Here is a 17,119-nt window from a genome sequence, read left to right as displayed (position 1 = left end):
TGTTTGAGTTTGGCTGAAACGGCCAAAGCAAACGGAATTGATTTTTATCAGTACTTGGTAAAGCTGATGACGGAATTACCTAATATATCGTTTCATCAACACCCTGAGATTTTACATAATTACATGCCATGGTCAGAGAATATTCAAGCCACATGTGCAAAATAGCCAGCTAACTGAAAAAAATTCAGTTAGCTGGCCGTTCGTCGTGCGTACCGTGAAGGTGCGCTATTTTTTATATTTCGGGCTTACGTTGAATCCGATCATTTTTTCACAAGGTTTGATAACGTTCTAGAACATTATTTACAACCACTTGAACAACGACTTATGATTTTATACTTTGTTGACTTTATTCTTGTTTCAACTAATCAGAAACCTGTTGTTCAGTATAAAGATAATATCTTTGATTTCCTAGAAAATTCTAAAGAAAAGAGTAATCCATAGGTTAATAATCGACAATTTTAAGAACACAGCTGTTAAAGAGCCGAAAAGAGTTTCTAAGGGGTTTCAACTTATAATTTCATATCTAGAAATCCCTTTTTAACAAAGGCTTTTCGCGGACAATTCTTCGATTTTGAACCAAACTGGTATACCAGCTTAGGTTAACCATAGACAATTATTATCAGTATAGACGAGATACCGAAGTTTATACCTACTTAGATAAAATCACTGCTTATTAATTTAAATGCTTTAATTTATATTTCATATGATAAATAACTCTTTTGAAATTTTAAGGTTCTGTATACCTAATAGTAAACTTCATTATCCTTTTATAGATTTTAACCCTACATACATCAAATTTTAAAACTATTATTTTAAGGACGTGTCAAAACTATGCATAAAACTATTGAAGATTATCCTTTTATTTTAACAGCTGTACATATTGCAGAGATCTTAACAATTTCTAAGCCAACTGCGTATGAATTAATGGAGCAAACTTCCTTTCCATTAATTCGAATTGGTAGAAACAAAAGAGTACGAAAAGATGAATTCTTTAATTGGCTTAAACAGCAACAACAAGTAAGCGGCTTATAAACTTATAAAAAGAAAAGCAAGTGGCCAAAATGATATTAGACCACTTGCTTTCCTTTGTTTGCACATAATTATAGACATTCGGAGGTTAGCAACTAGATGAAAGGTAGTGTCAAAAAGAGAGGAAACACTTGGACATATACAGTAGATATAGGTAGAGATCCACTTACCGGTAGGCGGAAACAAAAAGTCAAAGGCGGCTTTACACGCCAAAAAGATGCACAAGCCGCTCTCCGTAAGATTCTCACTGAGCTGGATGAAAATCGATATGTTGAACCAAGTAAAGAAACCTTCTCTTCTTACTTAGAAAATTGGTTTACACATTACCAAAAACGCATAAAAGATACTACTGTTTCTAGTAGAAAATATTTAATGGATAAACACTTAATCAAAGAAAATCCATTTTCAAACAAAGAACTAGCCAAGATTACAACACAAGATATTGACGCTTTTTATAATTTGAAACTTGAACAAGGATACAGCACCAGTACGATTCGTAAGATTCATCAAATGCTTAATCAATCTTTTAACCAAGCAATTAAATGGGGAAAGCTCCCCAATAATCCCGTAATTAATGCTGATCCGCCTTCAGTTAAAAAAGAAGAAATGAAGATTTGGTCATTTGATGAAATCCATCTCTTTCTTAAACGTTGTAAAAATGAGCGTCATTATCTTACCTTTCTGCTCGCTATTCACACCGGAATGAGACGAGGAGAACTCTTGGGGCTAAAATGGAGCGATATTGATTTTGAGAATAAAGTGATTCAAGTTCAACGCTCACTCTCTCACATTCCTAGTAAAGGATATGTACTAACTACACCTAAAACGAAAAAGTCTATTCGTTCTGTTCCCATTACTACTATGATTGTGAATGAGTTACGTTTACATCAGAAAAAACAAGAAGAATGGAAAGAGCGACTAGGTGAATATTTTTCAGATCAAGGTCTAGTCATTTGTACAGAAACGGGAAGTTTTCAAGATCCGCGAAATGTATTACGAGTAATGAAGCGAATCATTAAAGAAGCCAACGTAACACCCATTCGCTTTCACGACTTACGTCATACGCACGCTTCCATCTTACTTTCTGAAGGTGTAGATGTTGTGAGAGTATCTGCTCGCTTAGGACACGCTAATCCTAAAATTACATTAGAAACATATGCTCACCTCATTCCAAATGCAGATAATGAAGTAGCGGATATCTTCCATAAAGCATTTGAACAGTCTCGTGAGCAAAATGTGAGCAAACACTAAATTCAACCTAAATGATTAAGAAACAACAAAACACAAAAAAGGCCAAAACCCTTATATACAAAGGGTTTCAGCCTTTTTAATAGAATGACCTGTGAGGGATTTGAACCCCCGACCCCTTCCCTGTCAAGGAAGTGCTCTCCCGCTGAGCTAACAAGTCGTAATATGATGTATGTATTGATATTATTATAGGGATGAATCTGATGAGTTGTCAATACTTTCTTTATGGGATATAGAACGCTTTCAGCTAAAGGAGGATGTTCCTTTGAATAGTAACTATTATTTTACTCGCTTTTTGACCAAGCGTCCCGCTGAGCCAACGCTTGAGAACCTGGCTTTTTTACAGGAAAAGCATATGCTTCATATTCCGTTTGAGAATCTGGACGTGATCAGCAAGACGCCAATTATTACGGACCTTGAGCGCATTTTTGAAAAAGTGGTGATCAATCTTCGCGGGGGTTTTTGCTATGAGCTAAACGGGCTGTTTGGCTGGCTGCTTCGCGAAATCGGCTATGATGCTCATTACGTAGGCGCAACGGTGAAAAAGCCCGACGGCTCGTGGACGATTGAAGGCAGTCACGCGACGAACCTTGTTCATCTAGACGATGAACCGTATCTTGTGGACGTTGGATTTGGCGATTCGGTTCGTAAACCCGTCCCCCTTTCAGGAGAAGTCGTTAGCGACGTTAGCGGTGAGTACCGCGCGCTTCAAATAGACGAAGAGCACTATGACCTTCAGCGCTTTGAAGACGAGCAGTGGAAAACGCTGCACCGCGTGTCGACGGTACCAAAAGAATTTCACGAGTTTGCGCCGATGTGTGAGTTTAACCAAACGTCACCGGAGTCACCGTTTACACATAAGCGCTTAGTCACAATTGCCACAAAGGAAGGACGCAAAACGCTTTCTGATTTGACGCTAATTATCACAGAAAACAGTCAAAAAACGAAAGAAACGATTGCAGAAGAAGATCTCCCTATGCTTCTTCAACAGCACTTCTATTTATTTTTAATGGACAGCTTTTCATAAGAGAAAAGCAGCCGGCTGCAAAAGGGTTATACCCCTTTTGACATCCCGCTGCTTTTTTTATTGCTGAATTTCAACAAATTCAAACGAAGCTTCGTATCCTTCTCCCTGCGGACTGCAGGCATAGATGCCGATTTGCATGGTCTCTTCTTCTGCGAATAAATGCGCGATTCGCAGCTGTTTCCACTTCTCACCGTCAACAGAATAATAAAGTGAGTAGTCTTGCCCTACTTTCTTCATTCGAAAGTAAAGAGCCGACTGATCCTCTTCAAAATCTTGCGTAAACCAGTCTGAGTAACCGTTATTGGTGACAACTGCTCCTAGCTTGTTTGATTCATTCGGACTGTATTCAACGGACGATTTAATCCACGTATCCTTTGAGACGCGCACCATTAACCCTGCTTGGTCGTAGCGATTTAGAGGCTTGGTGTGTACTTTCGTTGTAAGCTGAAAGTCTCCAGATACTTCTTTATAAAGAAAGTGACCGTTATCTACTTGAAAACCGTTGTGCGTTCGCTGCCAGAAATCCGTATTGACATTAGGTTTCATGACGAGGTGCTGCTCGTTTAATTCGAAATGAGTCGGTTTTGAAAACCACTTAAACTCCTTTAAAAGCTCTTTTCCATGAAACGTCTGTGGCATGTTTTTCCCGCTTTACCTTTTACCTCTCTAATGTAGCACAAAAGCCCTCTTCCTACGTAGAAAGAGAGCTCTAAGATCAGACAATTAGGTTCACGATAAGCACAGTACCGAACGCAATAAATGAAAGCAATGTTTCAAGTACCGTCCACGTTTGAAACGTTTCTTTTACCGTTAAGCCTAGGTATTCTTTTACCATCCAGAAACCTGCATCGTTAACGTGAGAGAACATCAGTGAACCTGCGCCTGTTGCGATAACAAGAAGCTCTAGGTTTACGCCTGACATATGCTCGATAACCGGTGATACGATTCCTGCGGCTGTTGTGAGGGCTACTGTTGCTGATCCGGTTGCGATACGAATGAGACCTGCGATCATAAATGCTAGAACAAGTGGTGATAGTGAAAGGTTCTCAGACATTTGAGCGATTGTTGTTCCTACACCGCTTTCAATTAAGACTTCTTTAAATCCTCCACCTGCACCGATGATTAAAATAATCGAACCAACTGGCAACAAGCACTCTTCTGATAGCTTTTTGATTGTTTCTTTTGTCATGCCTTGCTTCATACCTAAGAAGTAGAAAGCGACAAAACACGCAATTAATAGTGCGATTAGCGGGCTACCGATAAAGACTAGAAGCTTTTCAAGACCACTTCCTAACGGTAAGTACGGCGCAGCCGCTGATAAAATCATTAGTAAGACTGGTAACAAAATAACAAAGAATGAGATTCCTGTTCCAGGTAATTCTTTTGAAAGAGTTGTTACGCGAATAAGTTCTGGCTCACCTTGTGGAACAACGCGCTTATGAATCCACTTTGCGTATACGGGTCCTGCAATAATAGCTGCTGGAATGGCAACGATTAATGAGTATAAAAGAACGCGTCCAAGGTTTGCATCGTAAATGCTAATGGCAGCTAGTGCGCCTGGATGCGGTGGTACCAATCCGTGTACAATTGATAAACCTGCGATAACTGGTAAAGCAATTAATAAAATATTTTGTTTCGTTGTTTTATGAATTGAGATAACGAGCGGTAGTAAAATTAAAATACCAACTTCAAAGAAAACGGGAATTCCGATAATGAATCCTGCGATAAGCATCGCCCACGGTAAACGCTTTGTACCAAATGAACGAACAAAGAAGTCTGCCACTTGCATACCTGCTCCAGAGTCAGCCATTAGCTTACCAAGGATCGTTCCAAGCGCTAAAATTCCAACTAAGTGTCCAAGTACGCTGCCCACTCCTGTTTCGTAAGCTTTTACAATTTGATCTAATTCTAACCCTGACGTAACCGCTAAGAAGATGCTGGCTACTGTTAAGCTAATAAACGCATGCCATTTAAATACTGACACCCCTATGATAACGATTACAATTGATACTAAAGTCATCAGTAGTAAATAAGTATCCATGTTCATTCCGCCTCTCTTGTTTGATATGTAATCGGTTTCTTTTTTCATTTAAATAAATCGAAGCCTTGTAAGCTTCCAAACTATTAAACTTGTTATCGCTTTCAATTATCTTTCAATAGAAAACGATTTCATCAACTACTTAAATTATATGAAAAAATTTTTCTTAATTCAACCTTATTTTAGAAAAAAATAATATTTTAATGAGTTTGGGACATAACAAAATGATGGCTTCTAAAAGACGAACACTAGCTGTTCCCATCTCTTTGGTTTGTCTCAACACATTCGTTCCATTGTGCTACGGCCACTCGCTTTCCGCGGGGAGGAACCTGAGCTTCCTCGCTGCGCTACGGGATCTCCGTTTTCCCTCTCTTTCTCGCAGGAGTCGCGTGTCCTACACTCCATTCCACCTTGTTTCCAACATTGTTTTTCACAATCAACCAAAAAACCTGAACGATTAAAAGTTATGAACTCTCAATCGTTCAGGTATAGTAGAGGCTGAACTACTTATGTCTCAGTCTCGCTTTTATTATTCTACGTGCTTCTTTTGAAAGTTTGCGATATTGGCATATTCTTCACCTAATAAACGCGATAAGCGAATATAAATAGGTGTTAGCTCTTCATAAATGGAAACATGAGCTTCAATTGGCTTATGGTGATGCGTTGCACCGACCATATCGGAAACAACTTCAAGAGAATCGACTTCTCCTAAACCGTACATACCTAAAATGATTGCTCCTAGACAAGAGCTTTCAAAGCTTTCAGGAACCGATACGTCTTGGTTAAAAATATCAGCCATCATTTGACGCCATAGTGGTGAACGAGCAAAGCCACCTGTTGCTTGAATTTGCTTCGGCTCACCGATTAGCTCTTCAAGTGCTAATAAAACCGTATAAAGGTTAAAGATAACACCTTCTAAGACCGCACGAATCATATGTTCTTTTTTATGGTGTAATCCAAGGCCAATGAATGAACCTCTGGCATTCGCGTCCCAAAGCGGCGCTCTTTCTCCAGATAAATAAGGATGGAACAGCAGGCCATCCGCTCCTGGCTTCACCGTATTTGCAATATCTGTTAGCATTTCATACGGATCTTTCCCCAAGCGCTTAGCTGTCTCTACTTCGGCTGCACCCAGCTGCTCTTTTGCCCATCTGAAGATCATTCCACCATTGTTCACAGGACCGCCAATTACCCAGTGGTTTTCCGTTAACGCATAGCAGAAAATACGACCTTTTGGATCCACAACCGGACGATCGGTTACGGCACGAATGGCGCCGCTTGTTCCGATTGTTACCGCTACAACTCCAGGTTTAATCGCATTTACACCAAGGTTTGAAAGCACTCCGTCACTTGCTCCAACAATAAATGAAGTGGTAGGTAAAAGGTTCATTTCGGTTGCAAGATCTGGATTTAACCCTTTCATACAATGTGTCGTTGATACCGGCGTTGATAATTTGTCAGCTGATACGCCGCTTACCTTTAACGCTTCCTCATCCCAGCTTAAGTTTTTTAAGTTAAACATACCTGTAGCTGATGCAATTGAATAATCCACTACGTATTCGCCAAACAGCTTATAAAACACATATTCTTTAATTGAAATGAATTTATGAGCTTGTTCCACAATATCCGTATGCTCATGAGATAGCCACGTCAGCTTTGCTAATGGTGACATCGGGTGAATTGGTGTTCCGGTACGCAGGTAAATTTCATGTCCGTTCCACTCATTCTTAATCTTCTCTGCCCATTTCGCACTTCTGTTGTCTGCCCACGTAATACACTTTGTGATCGGCTTACCGTTTTCATCTACTGCGATGACGCTGTGCATCGCAGAGCTAAACGATACGCAAAGAATATCTTCCGGATTCACATTGCTTTCGTTCATGACGCCTTTAATTGTTGTAATGACGGCTTGAAAAATCTCCTCCGGGTCTTGCTCTGCTACATCGGGTACGGGTGCATATAAAGGATACTCAACTCCTTTTCGTGAAAGAGCCGTTCCATCTATTGAGAATAGAACGGACTTTGTACTTGTCGTACCGATATCAACTCCGATTGCATATTTGGTGCTCATGCTGCTTTCCCCCTTGTTTGATTATTTCTTAACTGTGCTATGTCCTCCGAACTCGTTGCGAAGAGCCGCTACTACTTTCCCCGTAAACGTATCTTCCTCTAATGAACGATAGCGCATCATTAAGGATAGTGCAATAACAGGTGTTGGTGCTTGTAAATCAAGCGCTTCTTCAACCGTCCATTTCCCTTCACCAGAAGACTGCATAACCCCTCTAATTTCATCTAGTTTTGGATCTTTCGAGAACGCATTCTCCGTTAGTTCCATTAACCATGAACGAATAACTGATCCGTTGTTCCAAACGCGCGCTACTTTTTCGTAATCGTAGTCGAATTGGCTTTTCTCAAGTACTTCAAATCCTTCAGCAATTGCTTGCATCATGCCGTATTCGATACCGTTATGAACCATTTTTAAGTAGTGGCCGCTTCCGCATTCACCAGCGTACAGGTAGCCGTTTTCTACACAGATATCCTGGAATAATGGCTCGATTGTGCTGAATACTTCTTTGTCTCCACCAATCATTGTACATGCTCCGTTTCGAGCACCTTCCATACCACCGCTTGTACCTACGTCAAAGAAGAAGATTCCTTTTTCTTTTAAGTCGTTTCCGCGACGTACAGATTCTTTATAGTTAGAGTTACCGCCGTCAATTACGATATCTCCTTCATTTAATAAACCTTTAAGTTGCACTAGCGTTTGTTCTGTTGCATCTCCTGCTGGAACCATTACCCAAACAATTTTTGGAGATGGTAGCTTTTCAATCACTTGCTCTAATGAATCAAACGCTTCTACGCCTTCACCATTCATTTTTGTTACTGCTTCTTTATTTAAGTCGAATGCTACGACATTGTGATTGTGGTCACGCAAATTTAATGCTAAATTGTAACCCATTTTTCCTAAACCTACTAAACCTAATTTCATGATGTATGTCCTCCAGAAAAAAATTTTCTTGTCTATTCACTATTATACGAAATTTTTTTCATAACCGCAAACGATTACAAGAAAATTTTTTTCGTTAATTATTCTATGCTATACTATCTTTACAAATATTCTGAAAGGAAATTAGTTTATGACGCAAAACTGCTTAGGAAACATTCGGTCTCATTATGCTCGCTTTAGCGATAAGGAAAAGAAAATCGCGAATTATATTTTAGAACACCCAGAAGATATTATTCATAGCACCATTAATGAAGTTGCTGATAACCTAAACGTTGCGGATGCGACGGTTTTCCGCTTTTGTAAACGAATCGGCTTTAAAGGCTATCAAGCTATGAAAATTTCTTTAGCAGCTGAAATTATGACGCCTATTCAGCAAATCCATGAAGAGATTACTGAGGATGATAATGAACGCGTCATTGCTGAAAAAATTTTCCGTTCAAATATTCGAACGCTCGAAAACACGCTTCAAATTTTAGATAAAGACGCGATTGAAAAAGCAACTCGCCTCCTGCAGCAAGCAAAGAAAGTCTACTTTTACGGTACGGGTGGATCGGCTATTATCGCGATGGATGCTTACCATAAATTTGTTCGAACGGGTACAGAAGTGTTTGCGTTTATCGACTCTCACTTTCAGCTCATGTCGGCATCTCAATTAACGAAACATGATGTGGCGGTCATTATCTCTCATTCAGGTACAAATAAAGATACGTTAAACATTTTAAATACGGCTAAGCAGTACGGTGCGAAAACCATTGGCATCACGGGCTTTCCAAAGTCACCACTTAGTCAAAATGTAGACGTTTCCCTGTATACAAGCTCTGAAGAAACAGAATATCGTTCCGAAGCCCTCGCTTCTCGCATCGGCCAATTAAGCTTAATTGACGCTCTTTACGTCAACATTATGATTGCCAACAAAGAAAAAGCAAAGCACTCTTTAGAAAAAGTACGAGACGCTATCTCAGAAACGCGTATTTAAAAGCCTGTGATATAACGCAGGCTTTTTAACATAAGTAGTTCAGATAATGTGGAGAAAATTTAAATTAACAGTTCAAATGTTATATAAAATAACAACTAAATTAGCAGTAAACTTAACACCAAAAAACGCTTGGGCATCCAAGCGTTTTTCTATACTATAATTGGAATTTTTCCTTGATTATCTTTGCCACTTCATCCGCACTCAAGTTTGTATTGTTTATTTTCGTATAGTTTGAATATTTAATTTCACCCTCTAAAGAATTCAATCTGTATTTCTCCATCGAATTTTTTAAATCACCTTCAGACCATTCAATATCCCTCTTTGATGGCTTATGTTCAAGTCTATTAGAACTTTTATTTCGCTCAAGTCTTTCTTCCAAATCAGCTTCAAGTTCTACAAAGTAAACAGTACCTCCTCTGGACTCAAACAACTGTGAAACTTTATTAACATAATCCCAGTCATCTTTCATATTAAATGGCCAAACGTAAGTGAAAATCATTCCATACAAATTGCTCTTTGATACTTCTTCAAATATCTCTTGACGAAACAGACTGACTAATCTCTTTCCTTCTTTAGTGCCGTAGTCGAAGAAATTATTAACCAAATCAATCGTCATATGATTATGAAAAAGTTTCAAATCCGTTATTTTTGCTAATTCTTGTCCTACTGTCATTTTGCCAACCGCTTGAGGTCCGAATATAAGAACAAATTTCATAATCTCTCTCCTTCATTTTTTTAAATATCTTTTGGTTATTTTAACATAAATTTACAATGTTTCTTAAAAAAATAAAAAAGTTCGTCTGAAAATTATAGACGAACCTTACCTCATATAGACTATAAATTAGCACAGTAATTAACACCCATTTTGGCATTCTAATTTTCACTTTGACAACAGTTATTGTCACTCTGTTATTTAGTATGCGATTTCCTATGTTATTTTATATCTTTATTGAGTAAAAGCATTGATATACCAATAAAATTAAATGACCAAATCACTATGCGATTTGGTCTTAAAATTGATATGCTATTTCCATTGTTTCTCCACAAAAAATGAACTACTTATTTTTAACATTCCTTCTTTTTTTTCATATGCTATAAGTATTCACGCTCAGTGGGCTTTTGACTAGTGGTATGCAAACTGATAAAAAAGCAGGTGAAACGAAAAATGGAAATCGTCTACCGAACAGCAAGAATAGATGATTATCAAGGCGTTAATGCGGTTTTAAAAGAATCTTTGGAGCTTCACGCCCACGCTTTACCCTCTTTATTTAGCACAGACCATATCGTTATTTCGTATGAACAGTATCAGGCCATCCTCTACTACAACTCCACCGACATTCTAATTGCTGAATACAACGGGCGTATCATCGGCGCTTCCGTTGTTGAGCTAAAATACTCCCCTCCTGTTAACGATCAATCTTTCATGTATACTGCCTACATTCAATATTTTGGTGTTAAAAAAGAGTGGAATAACTATGGAATTGGAAAAAAGCTATTTCATCGAACAAAAGAATGGGGGCGTAAAAAAGGGGCAAGTGAGCTTCAACTGACCGTGTGGGCTTTTAATCAAAAAGCCCAATCCTTTTACGAGAAGCTTGGTCTTAGCTCTCTTAGTCACCTTCTTTCTACAAAACTCTAACAAAAAAAGCGAGATGCATGTTCTCGCTTTTTTTATGAAATGATTATCGTTTCTCTAGAGATTCTTGGTAGCTTTCTAGCTCGTCTCGCTGCCGATGAGCCAAGCGGCTTGCTGCGCTTGAAGCAACGCTCGCAATTAAATCATCTAAGAACGTATGAACTTTATGCTCATTCTCTTTTTTACAATCTAGCTTTTTAATGACGCCTACTTTTACCTTGTCCAGATAACCAAATGTCGTCACAGCAATGCTTCCATATGTAAGGACTGCCCCTAAAGCAATGGTTTCATCAACGCCAAATAGCCCTTCATCTTGCTCTACAATGCTTTGAAGAGGTTCTGAGAGCTTGCCTCGTTCCGCTAATTTATCTAGTTCAATGCCGACTAAAAGCGCATGCTGAATTTCACGTTTTTGCAAAACACGCTCAACGCTTTCTGCACACTGTTGAATGGTTAGGTCTGGGTGATAAGGCAGCTGAAGGTCATACACAATCTCTGCAATATCAAATACTGAAACGCCTCTTTCTTCCAATAAACCCAGCGTCGCTGCCGTTACTTCTTTACTTGTTGGGATTTTTTTTGATGTCATCTTCTCCCTCTCCTTTGTCTAATGATGTACATGCCACTTATCTTCAATAGTTCTACACATTCAATCAAAATCCTTTTTCACCAGGGCCTCCACCACACACAAATATGCGAACCTGCCTATTAATTGGTATAATTATTTTATTGATTGAAAGAAAAAGGAGGGACAGCGCAAAATCAGTCCTTTAGGTATTGGTTACGCACCAGCATGTCACAACACGAAGAAGAATATAAGCCGAAAAAGCTCGGGAAAATTATTTTACTAGCAGCGATTGTCATCACAGCATTGTTTTTCATTAGTCAGATTATCTTTTTACTTATCTCAGGATTTAGCAGCAATAAAGACGAAGTTGCGTTTTTCGCTGGGAATCATTACTCCATTATCCGTAAAGATGATACGTATCGCTTGTATGATAAAAAGACGAAGAATGTCATTTTGGATAACGTGAATGGCTATTACTCGAACAACGCTGTGTATAGCTATATTAAAAATGAAGAAGAATATGTCGTTATTAACGAACAAGAAGAAGAGTACATTATTCGTGAGATTGATCCAAGCAATTCCCAAGAAAAAGAGCTGTTTGAAAAGTTTACGCCATTGTCTAAGTAAGAGACGATGGCTTTCTCTTTATCCTACCTAGCTTAAATATGCTACAATAAAGGTAGCGTTTTCATTCACTATCAGTATAGGAGTCGATATCATGTCAGAAAGCAAACGTCATTTAGAAGAACTATCTTTTTACAGCGAATCACTTCAAGAAGACGTGACGCTGCTTGTGTATTTACCTTCAAACTATTCAACGCTGTATAAATACTCACTGCTTATCGCACAAGATGGGAAGGATTATGTCATGTACGGTCGAGCTCCTCGCTTAATTGATGAGCTTATGAAAGAATCTACTATCGATCGCACCATTTTCGTTGGTATCCCTTATAAAGATCCGTCCGACCGTCGTGAAAAATATCATCCGAACGGCTCACAGAACGAAGCATATATTCGCTTTTTAGCTCATGAACTCATTCCGTTTCTCGATGATAAATATCCTACTTATCAAATGGGGAAAACCCGAACGCTAATTGGGGATTCGTTAGCTGCGACCGTTTCCTTAGTAACAGCCATTCAATATCCAAATACATTCGGCAACGTTATTATGCATTCACCGTTTGTAAATGAAGATGTCTTAAAAGCTGTAAACGAATTTTCAACTCCTTCTCTGCTTGATTTATATCACGTCATCGGCACACAAGAAACGGCTGTAAAAACAACAAAAGACGGCGTATTAAATTTTATTGAGCCGAACCGACAGCTTCATGAAGCAATGAAGTCTAAGGGCTATGCGGTCTTTTACGATGAATTTGATGGCAATCATACGTGGAAATATTGGCAGAAAGATATTAAACGTTCACTTGAGATGATGCTTCGCTAGAAAGATGTCGCATTGTCGGAAAATTTGTTATACTAAACAAATGATATACATATTTTAAATCATTTATGTTGGAGGGATTTTTATGAAATTTGGCGTTGTTCTTTTTCCATCAAAAAAACTGCAAGATGTAGCGAACTCTTACCGAAAGCGCTACGACCCTCATTATTCATTAATTGCACCACATTTAACGGTAAAAGAAGTATTTGAAGCTTCAGAAACTGAAATTGAGCATATCGCTGCTCAGCTTCGTCAAGTTGCAAAAGATGCTAAGCCATTCACGCTAAACGTAACCAAAGTTAGTTCATTCTCTCCTGTGAACAATGTGATTTATTTAAAAGTCGAACAAAAAGCAGAACTAACGGCTCTTTACAATATGCTACACGAAGGGCAACTTAAACAGCCGACTGAATACACGTTTATTCCACATATCACAATTGGTCAAAGACTTTCAGATGATGAGCATTTAGATGTATACAGTCAGCTTAAATTAGTAGACGTTGCGCACGAAGAAGTTATCGATCGCTTTCACTTAATGTACCAATTAGAAAATGACACGTGGACGGTCTTTGAAACTTTTAGATTTGGAAAGGAATAAAGATGTATGGAAATTAAAGTAGTAGCAACAAAAGACGAGCGGGAAGATGCGTACTATGTAAGAATGAAGGTCTTCGTCGAGGAACAAAAGGTCGATGTGGAAGAAGAAATCGATCAATACGAAGAAGAAGCAACACATATCGTTGTGTATGATGAAGGTAAGCCAGTAGGAGCCGGTCGCCTACGCGTAGTTGATGGCTACGGTAAAATGGAGCGTATTTGCGTCATGCCTTCACATAGAAAAGCAGGTGTTGGTAAACTTATTATGAGCAAAATGGAAAGCCTAGCTGTAGATAAAGGCTTATCCAAACTCAAGCTCCATGGCCAAACTCATGCCGAAGGCTTCTATGAAAAGCTCGGATACGTAACGGTTTCAGGTGAATTTATGGATGCTGGCATTCCACATGTGGAAATGGTTAAAAAGCTGTAAAAACGTGTTTTATTATAGTCAAAACAAAAAGCGTGTTGCCTATAAGCAGCGCGCTTTTTGTTTGCGTCATTTTTAATTTAATGATGGCTAGCATTATTTTAAGCCTGTTTGCTAGAGAATTTCTTTCGGTTTCTTAGAAATGCGACAAAAAGAAGCACCAGCGGAATGACTACAAAAAGAGGGATATGTAAAACCTTTATTACTATTGTTAACCCTTCTTGAAGATGCTCTTGAACATTGCTTGCACTCATAATGGATATAAATAAAATAGTGATGCCAAAAGGATAAGAAAGGCGTGAAGGGGATTCAACTTTAAATAAACTTGCTGCACCTAGCATAAATAAAAAGCGAATTGATCGAGCTGAAATAGCCATCTCAAAAGCTGGATTCGCAAAGCTAGCTATAGCTGTAATTGAAACAACAATAACCATAGCTGGAGCAATTAGCGAAATAAGAAACATAAAGATTCGTAATAAACGAATAGATGTTGCAATGTCAAAGCGAGCATAGTAGTCTTCTGGAGATTGGAAGAACTGCATAAAAATAGCCGGAACGATTAATATAAAAGGTGTTCCATCTACAAAAATAGCTATTCATCCTTCTGATAAATTTCCCGCTACTACATCTGGTCTTTCCGTATTGTAAACGGTAGGAAACGGCATCAGTGTTTGATCTTCAATAAACTGTTCAATATATCCCGATTCAAGGATACTATCGATATCGATTTCTTTCAGCCTGTTGCGCATTTCTTGAATAATTTCTTCTTTCACGACGCTGTTTATGTACATTAGATTGACCTTGGTTTTCGTTATACAACCTATTTTTAAAGACTCCGTCCGTAAGTCAGGACTCTTAATAATCCGCCTTACCAGTGCTAGATTTACTCCTATAGACTCTGTAAACGCAGCTTTTGGACCACGAACAACCATTTCAGTAGTCGATTCAGAAATAGCTCGAGTTTCTCCCCCAGCAGCACTGGCGCTTAGCACTTTATTTATCCCATCTACTAGTAATTGTGTCACCTGTTGTTAAGGATAAAAACACGCCTTCCCACTTATTCATAACGGATAAATCATCCATCCGTGGTTATGATACTTTCCGAAATGACGTCTAAAGCATTATTTACAGTTATATTTGTTTTGCTCGGCTCTTTGGTTATAGAATCAATTAAAGAATCTTGAATAGATTGATTGTCTACAATTCCTTCTATATAAATAATTGCAACTTCTATCTCCAAATTCAGCCCTAATTTTAAATGTCGAACAACTATATCCGAACTGTCACCCATTTTCTGTGCGATGTACTGACGGTTTGCTTCTAGAGAAGATTCTACACAAGAATTAGAATCATTGGCCGTATGCGAATTCTTTTGTTTTTTTTGTTTCTTAAAGAACGAAGGCATGAAATGAAACACCTTTCTTTTTATTTCTATTATCTTAACCTTACAGGGATTTCTTATGTGAGATTTTGCATTTTATATCTTTTTATAAATTGAGATAAAAAGGGAAAGTTACTTAAATGGAGTGTGTAAGCGATGAAAATTATAGGTATTGCTTTTCTAGTGTTAAGCTGTTTAATAATATTTTCCTTGGTTATTGATATTTCTCAACAATTCACTATTCATGAGGCGCTAAACAATGCCATAAGTCCATTTCGCGTAATGGGCATTGGAGAAACTTTTGCTCTTTGGTTACTTGTCTTTCTTTTTTTGTCCAAGCATTTTATTTCTCCTGGAAGGACAAACGCAAAAAGAAGTAGGTACGCCTTGATGTAGATACAAGTAAAAATCCTCTTTGGATACATGGCTTTTTCATGTCAAATTTCATTGGATAAAAGAGCATTTATCTTTCCATACTAATAAATAAATATGGAAACAAGGTGAAATAATGGAATTTATAAGAATTGCTTCAGAGTTATTTGTAGGCTTTATTTGCTTGTTTTTTTTGACGAAATTATTGGGGCGTGCGACCATCACACAGCTCACAACGTTTGATTTCATTTCAGCGCTTGTGCTAGGTGAACTGGTTGGAAACGCGCTATATGATTCTGAAATAGGTATTGGAAGGATTGTATTTGCTGTAGCTGTTTGGGGCGCACTCATTTACTTTACGGAAGTTATTACACAAAAAAATATTCCTTTTCGTTTGTTTCTAGAAGGACGACCTTCCATTATTATTCGGAATGGGAAGGTTTCTTACAAAGAGCTGCAGCGTAATCGATTAGATATTGATCAACTATTGCACATGCTCCGCTCTAAGAACGCTTTCTCTATTCGTGAAGTAGCATATGCCATCTTAGAAACGGACGGCACAATGAGCGTTTTATTAAAGTCAGACTATGCTGCTCCTACCAAAGGTGATTTTCAATTACCTGTTACACAACCGACTCTTCCAATTGCCTTTATCAGTGACGGCCGTATTTTGACTAAAAATTTAACGGAGTCAGGTTTTACAGAGGAATGGTTACATCAAGAAATCGGAAAGCAAGGAATTCCTAGTGTTAAACAAGTATTATACGCAGAATGGCAGCAAGGCGATGCACTTTTTATTCAAAAGTATTAGCGTTTGTTAATACAGAATAAAAGCATCGCCTTCTTTTTTTAGATTAACACAACGAGAATGTTTAGGCTTTCTCGTTGATATACGTTCCTTTTGGAACATCTTGCTCAATGAATTGTGGAGCTTTTCTATGCTGATAGCGCACGTAGTTGTTCATGGAAGATAAAGGTAATGTAGAGTTTCGTTTATTTTGTAAGCTCGCAATTGGTTGGACATTTTGCACGGTTAGCGGCGTGTTGTTTTTCAGCTGACTTCTTTGCGCATATTGAATCGATTGATACGGTGTAATAGGTAAGATATAACCCATATTCTCTCCTCCCTCTATAAATGTTGATTTATCAACGGTTTGAGCCGTTGGTGGGGTGTCAAAAAAATATTTTTCGACACGCTTCCTAACAATATTTTTATATTATGAGAAACTATTCCATTATATGGGTACGCTACGCGGTCACTACTGGTTAATAGTGGTAAGTAGTGTCAGAGAATTATGTGATGCACAATGGATCTCTGCGTAACTTATGATGACGTACCCTCCCATGTCTCTGGGCATCTGTGTGCCTACAT

19 protein-coding genes, 1 tRNA gene and 1 pseudogene are annotated in these 17,119 nt (G+C 38.3%); 12 read left to right on the top strand and 9 right to left on the bottom strand.

What is annotated here, in order from left to right:
* From A2U94_RS20890 to A2U94_RS17965, 3 genes are all read left to right on the top strand, one after another.
* A partial coding sequence (locus tag A2U94_RS20890; RefSeq protein WP_197473393.1) for a transposase domain-containing protein occupies window positions 1-165 on the top strand: 165 nt, incomplete at its 5' end.
* Window positions 166-831: 666 nt separating this feature from the next.
* A complete protein-coding gene (locus A2U94_RS17970) occupies window positions 832-1,032 on the top strand; it encodes a helix-turn-helix domain-containing protein (RefSeq protein ID WP_025908655.1) in 201 nt (66 codons plus the stop codon).
* 96 nt (window positions 1,033-1,128) lie between these two features.
* The gene (locus A2U94_RS17965) at window positions 1,129-2,280 is read left to right on the top strand and encodes a site-specific integrase (protein ID WP_025908654.1); all 1,152 of its coding nucleotides are present in this window, start codon (window positions 1,129-1,131) and stop codon (window positions 2,278-2,280) included.
* Window positions 2,281-2,365: 85 nt separating this feature from the next.
* Here the strand turns inward: A2U94_RS17965 and A2U94_RS17960 are convergent.
* Window positions 2,366-2,437, bottom strand: a tRNA-Val gene (locus tag A2U94_RS17960).
* A 105-nt stretch (window positions 2,438-2,542) separates the two neighbouring features.
* On the opposite strand from A2U94_RS17960, the gene A2U94_RS17955 reads away from it, so the two are divergent.
* The gene (locus A2U94_RS17955; protein ID WP_025908653.1) at window positions 2,543-3,304 is read left to right on the top strand and encodes an arylamine N-acetyltransferase family protein; all 762 of its coding nucleotides are present in this window, start codon (window positions 2,543-2,545) and stop codon (window positions 3,302-3,304) included.
* Between the two features lie 57 nt (window positions 3,305-3,361).
* Here A2U94_RS17955 and A2U94_RS17950 read toward each other — a convergent pair whose 3' ends face one another.
* The 4 genes from A2U94_RS17950 to gnd all read right to left on the bottom strand — a co-directional run bounded on the left by A2U94_RS17950 (window position 3,362) and on the right by gnd (window position 8,331).
* Complete coding sequence (locus A2U94_RS17950; protein ID WP_025908652.1) at window positions 3,362-3,943, bottom strand: DUF1349 domain-containing protein; 582 nt, start codon at window positions 3,941-3,943, stop codon at window positions 3,362-3,364.
* 76 nt (window positions 3,944-4,019) lie between these two features.
* Window positions 4,020-5,345 (bottom strand): GntT/GntP/DsdX family permease, encoded by a 1,326-nt coding sequence (locus A2U94_RS17945; RefSeq protein ID WP_025908651.1) that lies wholly within the window; start codon window positions 5,343-5,345, stop codon window positions 4,020-4,022.
* A gap of 526 nt (window positions 5,346-5,871) precedes the next feature.
* Window positions 5,872-7,413 carry a gluconokinase gene (gntK, locus tag A2U94_RS17940; RefSeq protein WP_025908650.1) on the bottom strand — a complete coding sequence of 514 codons (1,542 nt, stop codon included), beginning with the start codon at window positions 7,411-7,413 and terminating at the stop codon, window positions 5,872-5,874.
* A 21-nt stretch (window positions 7,414-7,434) separates the two neighbouring features.
* Window positions 7,435-8,331 (bottom strand): phosphogluconate dehydrogenase (NAD(+)-dependent, decarboxylating), encoded by an 897-nt coding sequence (gene gnd / locus A2U94_RS17935; protein ID WP_025908649.1) that lies wholly within the window; start codon window positions 8,329-8,331, stop codon window positions 7,435-7,437.
* Window positions 8,332-8,479: 148 nt separating this feature from the next.
* On the opposite strand from gnd, the gene A2U94_RS17930 reads away from it, so the two are divergent.
* A complete protein-coding gene (locus A2U94_RS17930) occupies window positions 8,480-9,325 on the top strand; it encodes a MurR/RpiR family transcriptional regulator (RefSeq protein ID WP_025908648.1) in 846 nt (281 codons plus the stop codon).
* 154 nt (window positions 9,326-9,479) lie between these two features.
* On the opposite strand, the gene A2U94_RS17925 is transcribed toward A2U94_RS17930, so the two are convergent.
* On the bottom strand, window positions 9,480-10,040 hold the full coding sequence (locus A2U94_RS17925) for an ATP-binding protein (RefSeq protein WP_025908647.1): 561 nt from the start codon (window positions 10,038-10,040) through the stop codon (window positions 9,480-9,482).
* Between the two features lie 450 nt (window positions 10,041-10,490).
* Here A2U94_RS17925 and A2U94_RS17920 point away from each other — a divergent pair, with 450 nt between their 5' ends.
* The gene (locus tag A2U94_RS17920) at window positions 10,491-10,964 is read left to right on the top strand and encodes a GNAT family N-acetyltransferase (protein ID WP_025908646.1); all 474 of its coding nucleotides are present in this window, start codon (window positions 10,491-10,493) and stop codon (window positions 10,962-10,964) included.
* 43 nt (window positions 10,965-11,007) lie between these two features.
* On the opposite strand, the gene A2U94_RS17915 is transcribed toward A2U94_RS17920, so the two are convergent.
* Window positions 11,008-11,550 (bottom strand): phosphatidylglycerophosphatase A family protein, encoded by a 543-nt coding sequence (locus tag A2U94_RS17915; protein ID WP_025908645.1) that lies wholly within the window; start codon window positions 11,548-11,550, stop codon window positions 11,008-11,010.
* Window positions 11,551-11,754: 204 nt separating this feature from the next.
* On the opposite strand from A2U94_RS17915, the gene A2U94_RS17910 reads away from it, so the two are divergent.
* The 4 genes from A2U94_RS17910 to A2U94_RS17895 all read left to right on the top strand — a co-directional run bounded on the left by A2U94_RS17910 (window position 11,755) and on the right by A2U94_RS17895 (window position 13,997).
* A complete protein-coding gene (locus A2U94_RS17910) occupies window positions 11,755-12,156 on the top strand; it encodes a hypothetical protein (RefSeq protein ID WP_025908644.1) in 402 nt (133 codons plus the stop codon).
* A gap of 91 nt (window positions 12,157-12,247) precedes the next feature.
* Window positions 12,248-12,973 carry an alpha/beta hydrolase gene (locus tag A2U94_RS17905; RefSeq protein WP_025908643.1) on the top strand — a complete coding sequence of 242 codons (726 nt, stop codon included), beginning with the start codon at window positions 12,248-12,250 and terminating at the stop codon, window positions 12,971-12,973.
* A gap of 82 nt (window positions 12,974-13,055) precedes the next feature.
* Window positions 13,056-13,568, top strand: a complete 513-nt coding sequence (locus A2U94_RS17900) for a YjcG family protein (RefSeq protein ID WP_025908642.1) — start codon at window positions 13,056-13,058, stop codon at window positions 13,566-13,568.
* A gap of 6 nt (window positions 13,569-13,574) precedes the next feature.
* Window positions 13,575-13,997 carry a GNAT family N-acetyltransferase gene (locus A2U94_RS17895; protein WP_025908641.1) on the top strand — a complete coding sequence of 141 codons (423 nt, stop codon included), beginning with the start codon at window positions 13,575-13,577 and terminating at the stop codon, window positions 13,995-13,997.
* Between the two features lie 98 nt (window positions 13,998-14,095).
* Here A2U94_RS17895 and A2U94_RS22380 read toward each other — a convergent pair.
* Window positions 14,096-15,399: pseudogene (locus A2U94_RS22380) on the bottom strand (spore germination protein).
* Window positions 15,400-15,531: 132 nt separating this feature from the next.
* Between A2U94_RS22380 and A2U94_RS22375 the strand changes: the two are divergent.
* Together A2U94_RS22375 and A2U94_RS17870 are read left to right on the top strand one after the other, a co-directional pair.
* Complete coding sequence (locus tag A2U94_RS22375; RefSeq protein ID WP_025908637.1) at window positions 15,532-15,771, top strand: YczF family membrane protein; 240 nt, start codon at window positions 15,532-15,534, stop codon at window positions 15,769-15,771.
* A gap of 109 nt (window positions 15,772-15,880) precedes the next feature.
* Window positions 15,881-16,558, top strand: a complete 678-nt coding sequence (locus A2U94_RS17870; RefSeq protein ID WP_025908636.1) for a DUF421 domain-containing protein — start codon at window positions 15,881-15,883, stop codon at window positions 16,556-16,558.
* 61 nt (window positions 16,559-16,619) lie between these two features.
* On the opposite strand, the gene A2U94_RS17865 is transcribed toward A2U94_RS17870, so the two are convergent.
* Window positions 16,620-16,862, bottom strand: a complete 243-nt coding sequence (locus A2U94_RS17865) for a hypothetical protein (RefSeq protein ID WP_061785614.1) — start codon at window positions 16,860-16,862, stop codon at window positions 16,620-16,622.
* Between the last annotated feature and the right edge of the window lie 257 nt (window positions 16,863-17,119).

Source organism: Bacillus sp. VT 712 (assembly GCF_001614195.1).
Lineage (GTDB): Bacteria > Bacillota > Bacilli > Bacillales > Bacillaceae_H > Priestia > Priestia flexa.
The sequence above is the reverse complement of the archived record's forward strand: the minus strand, read 5'-3'. Positions and strand labels throughout refer to the sequence as shown.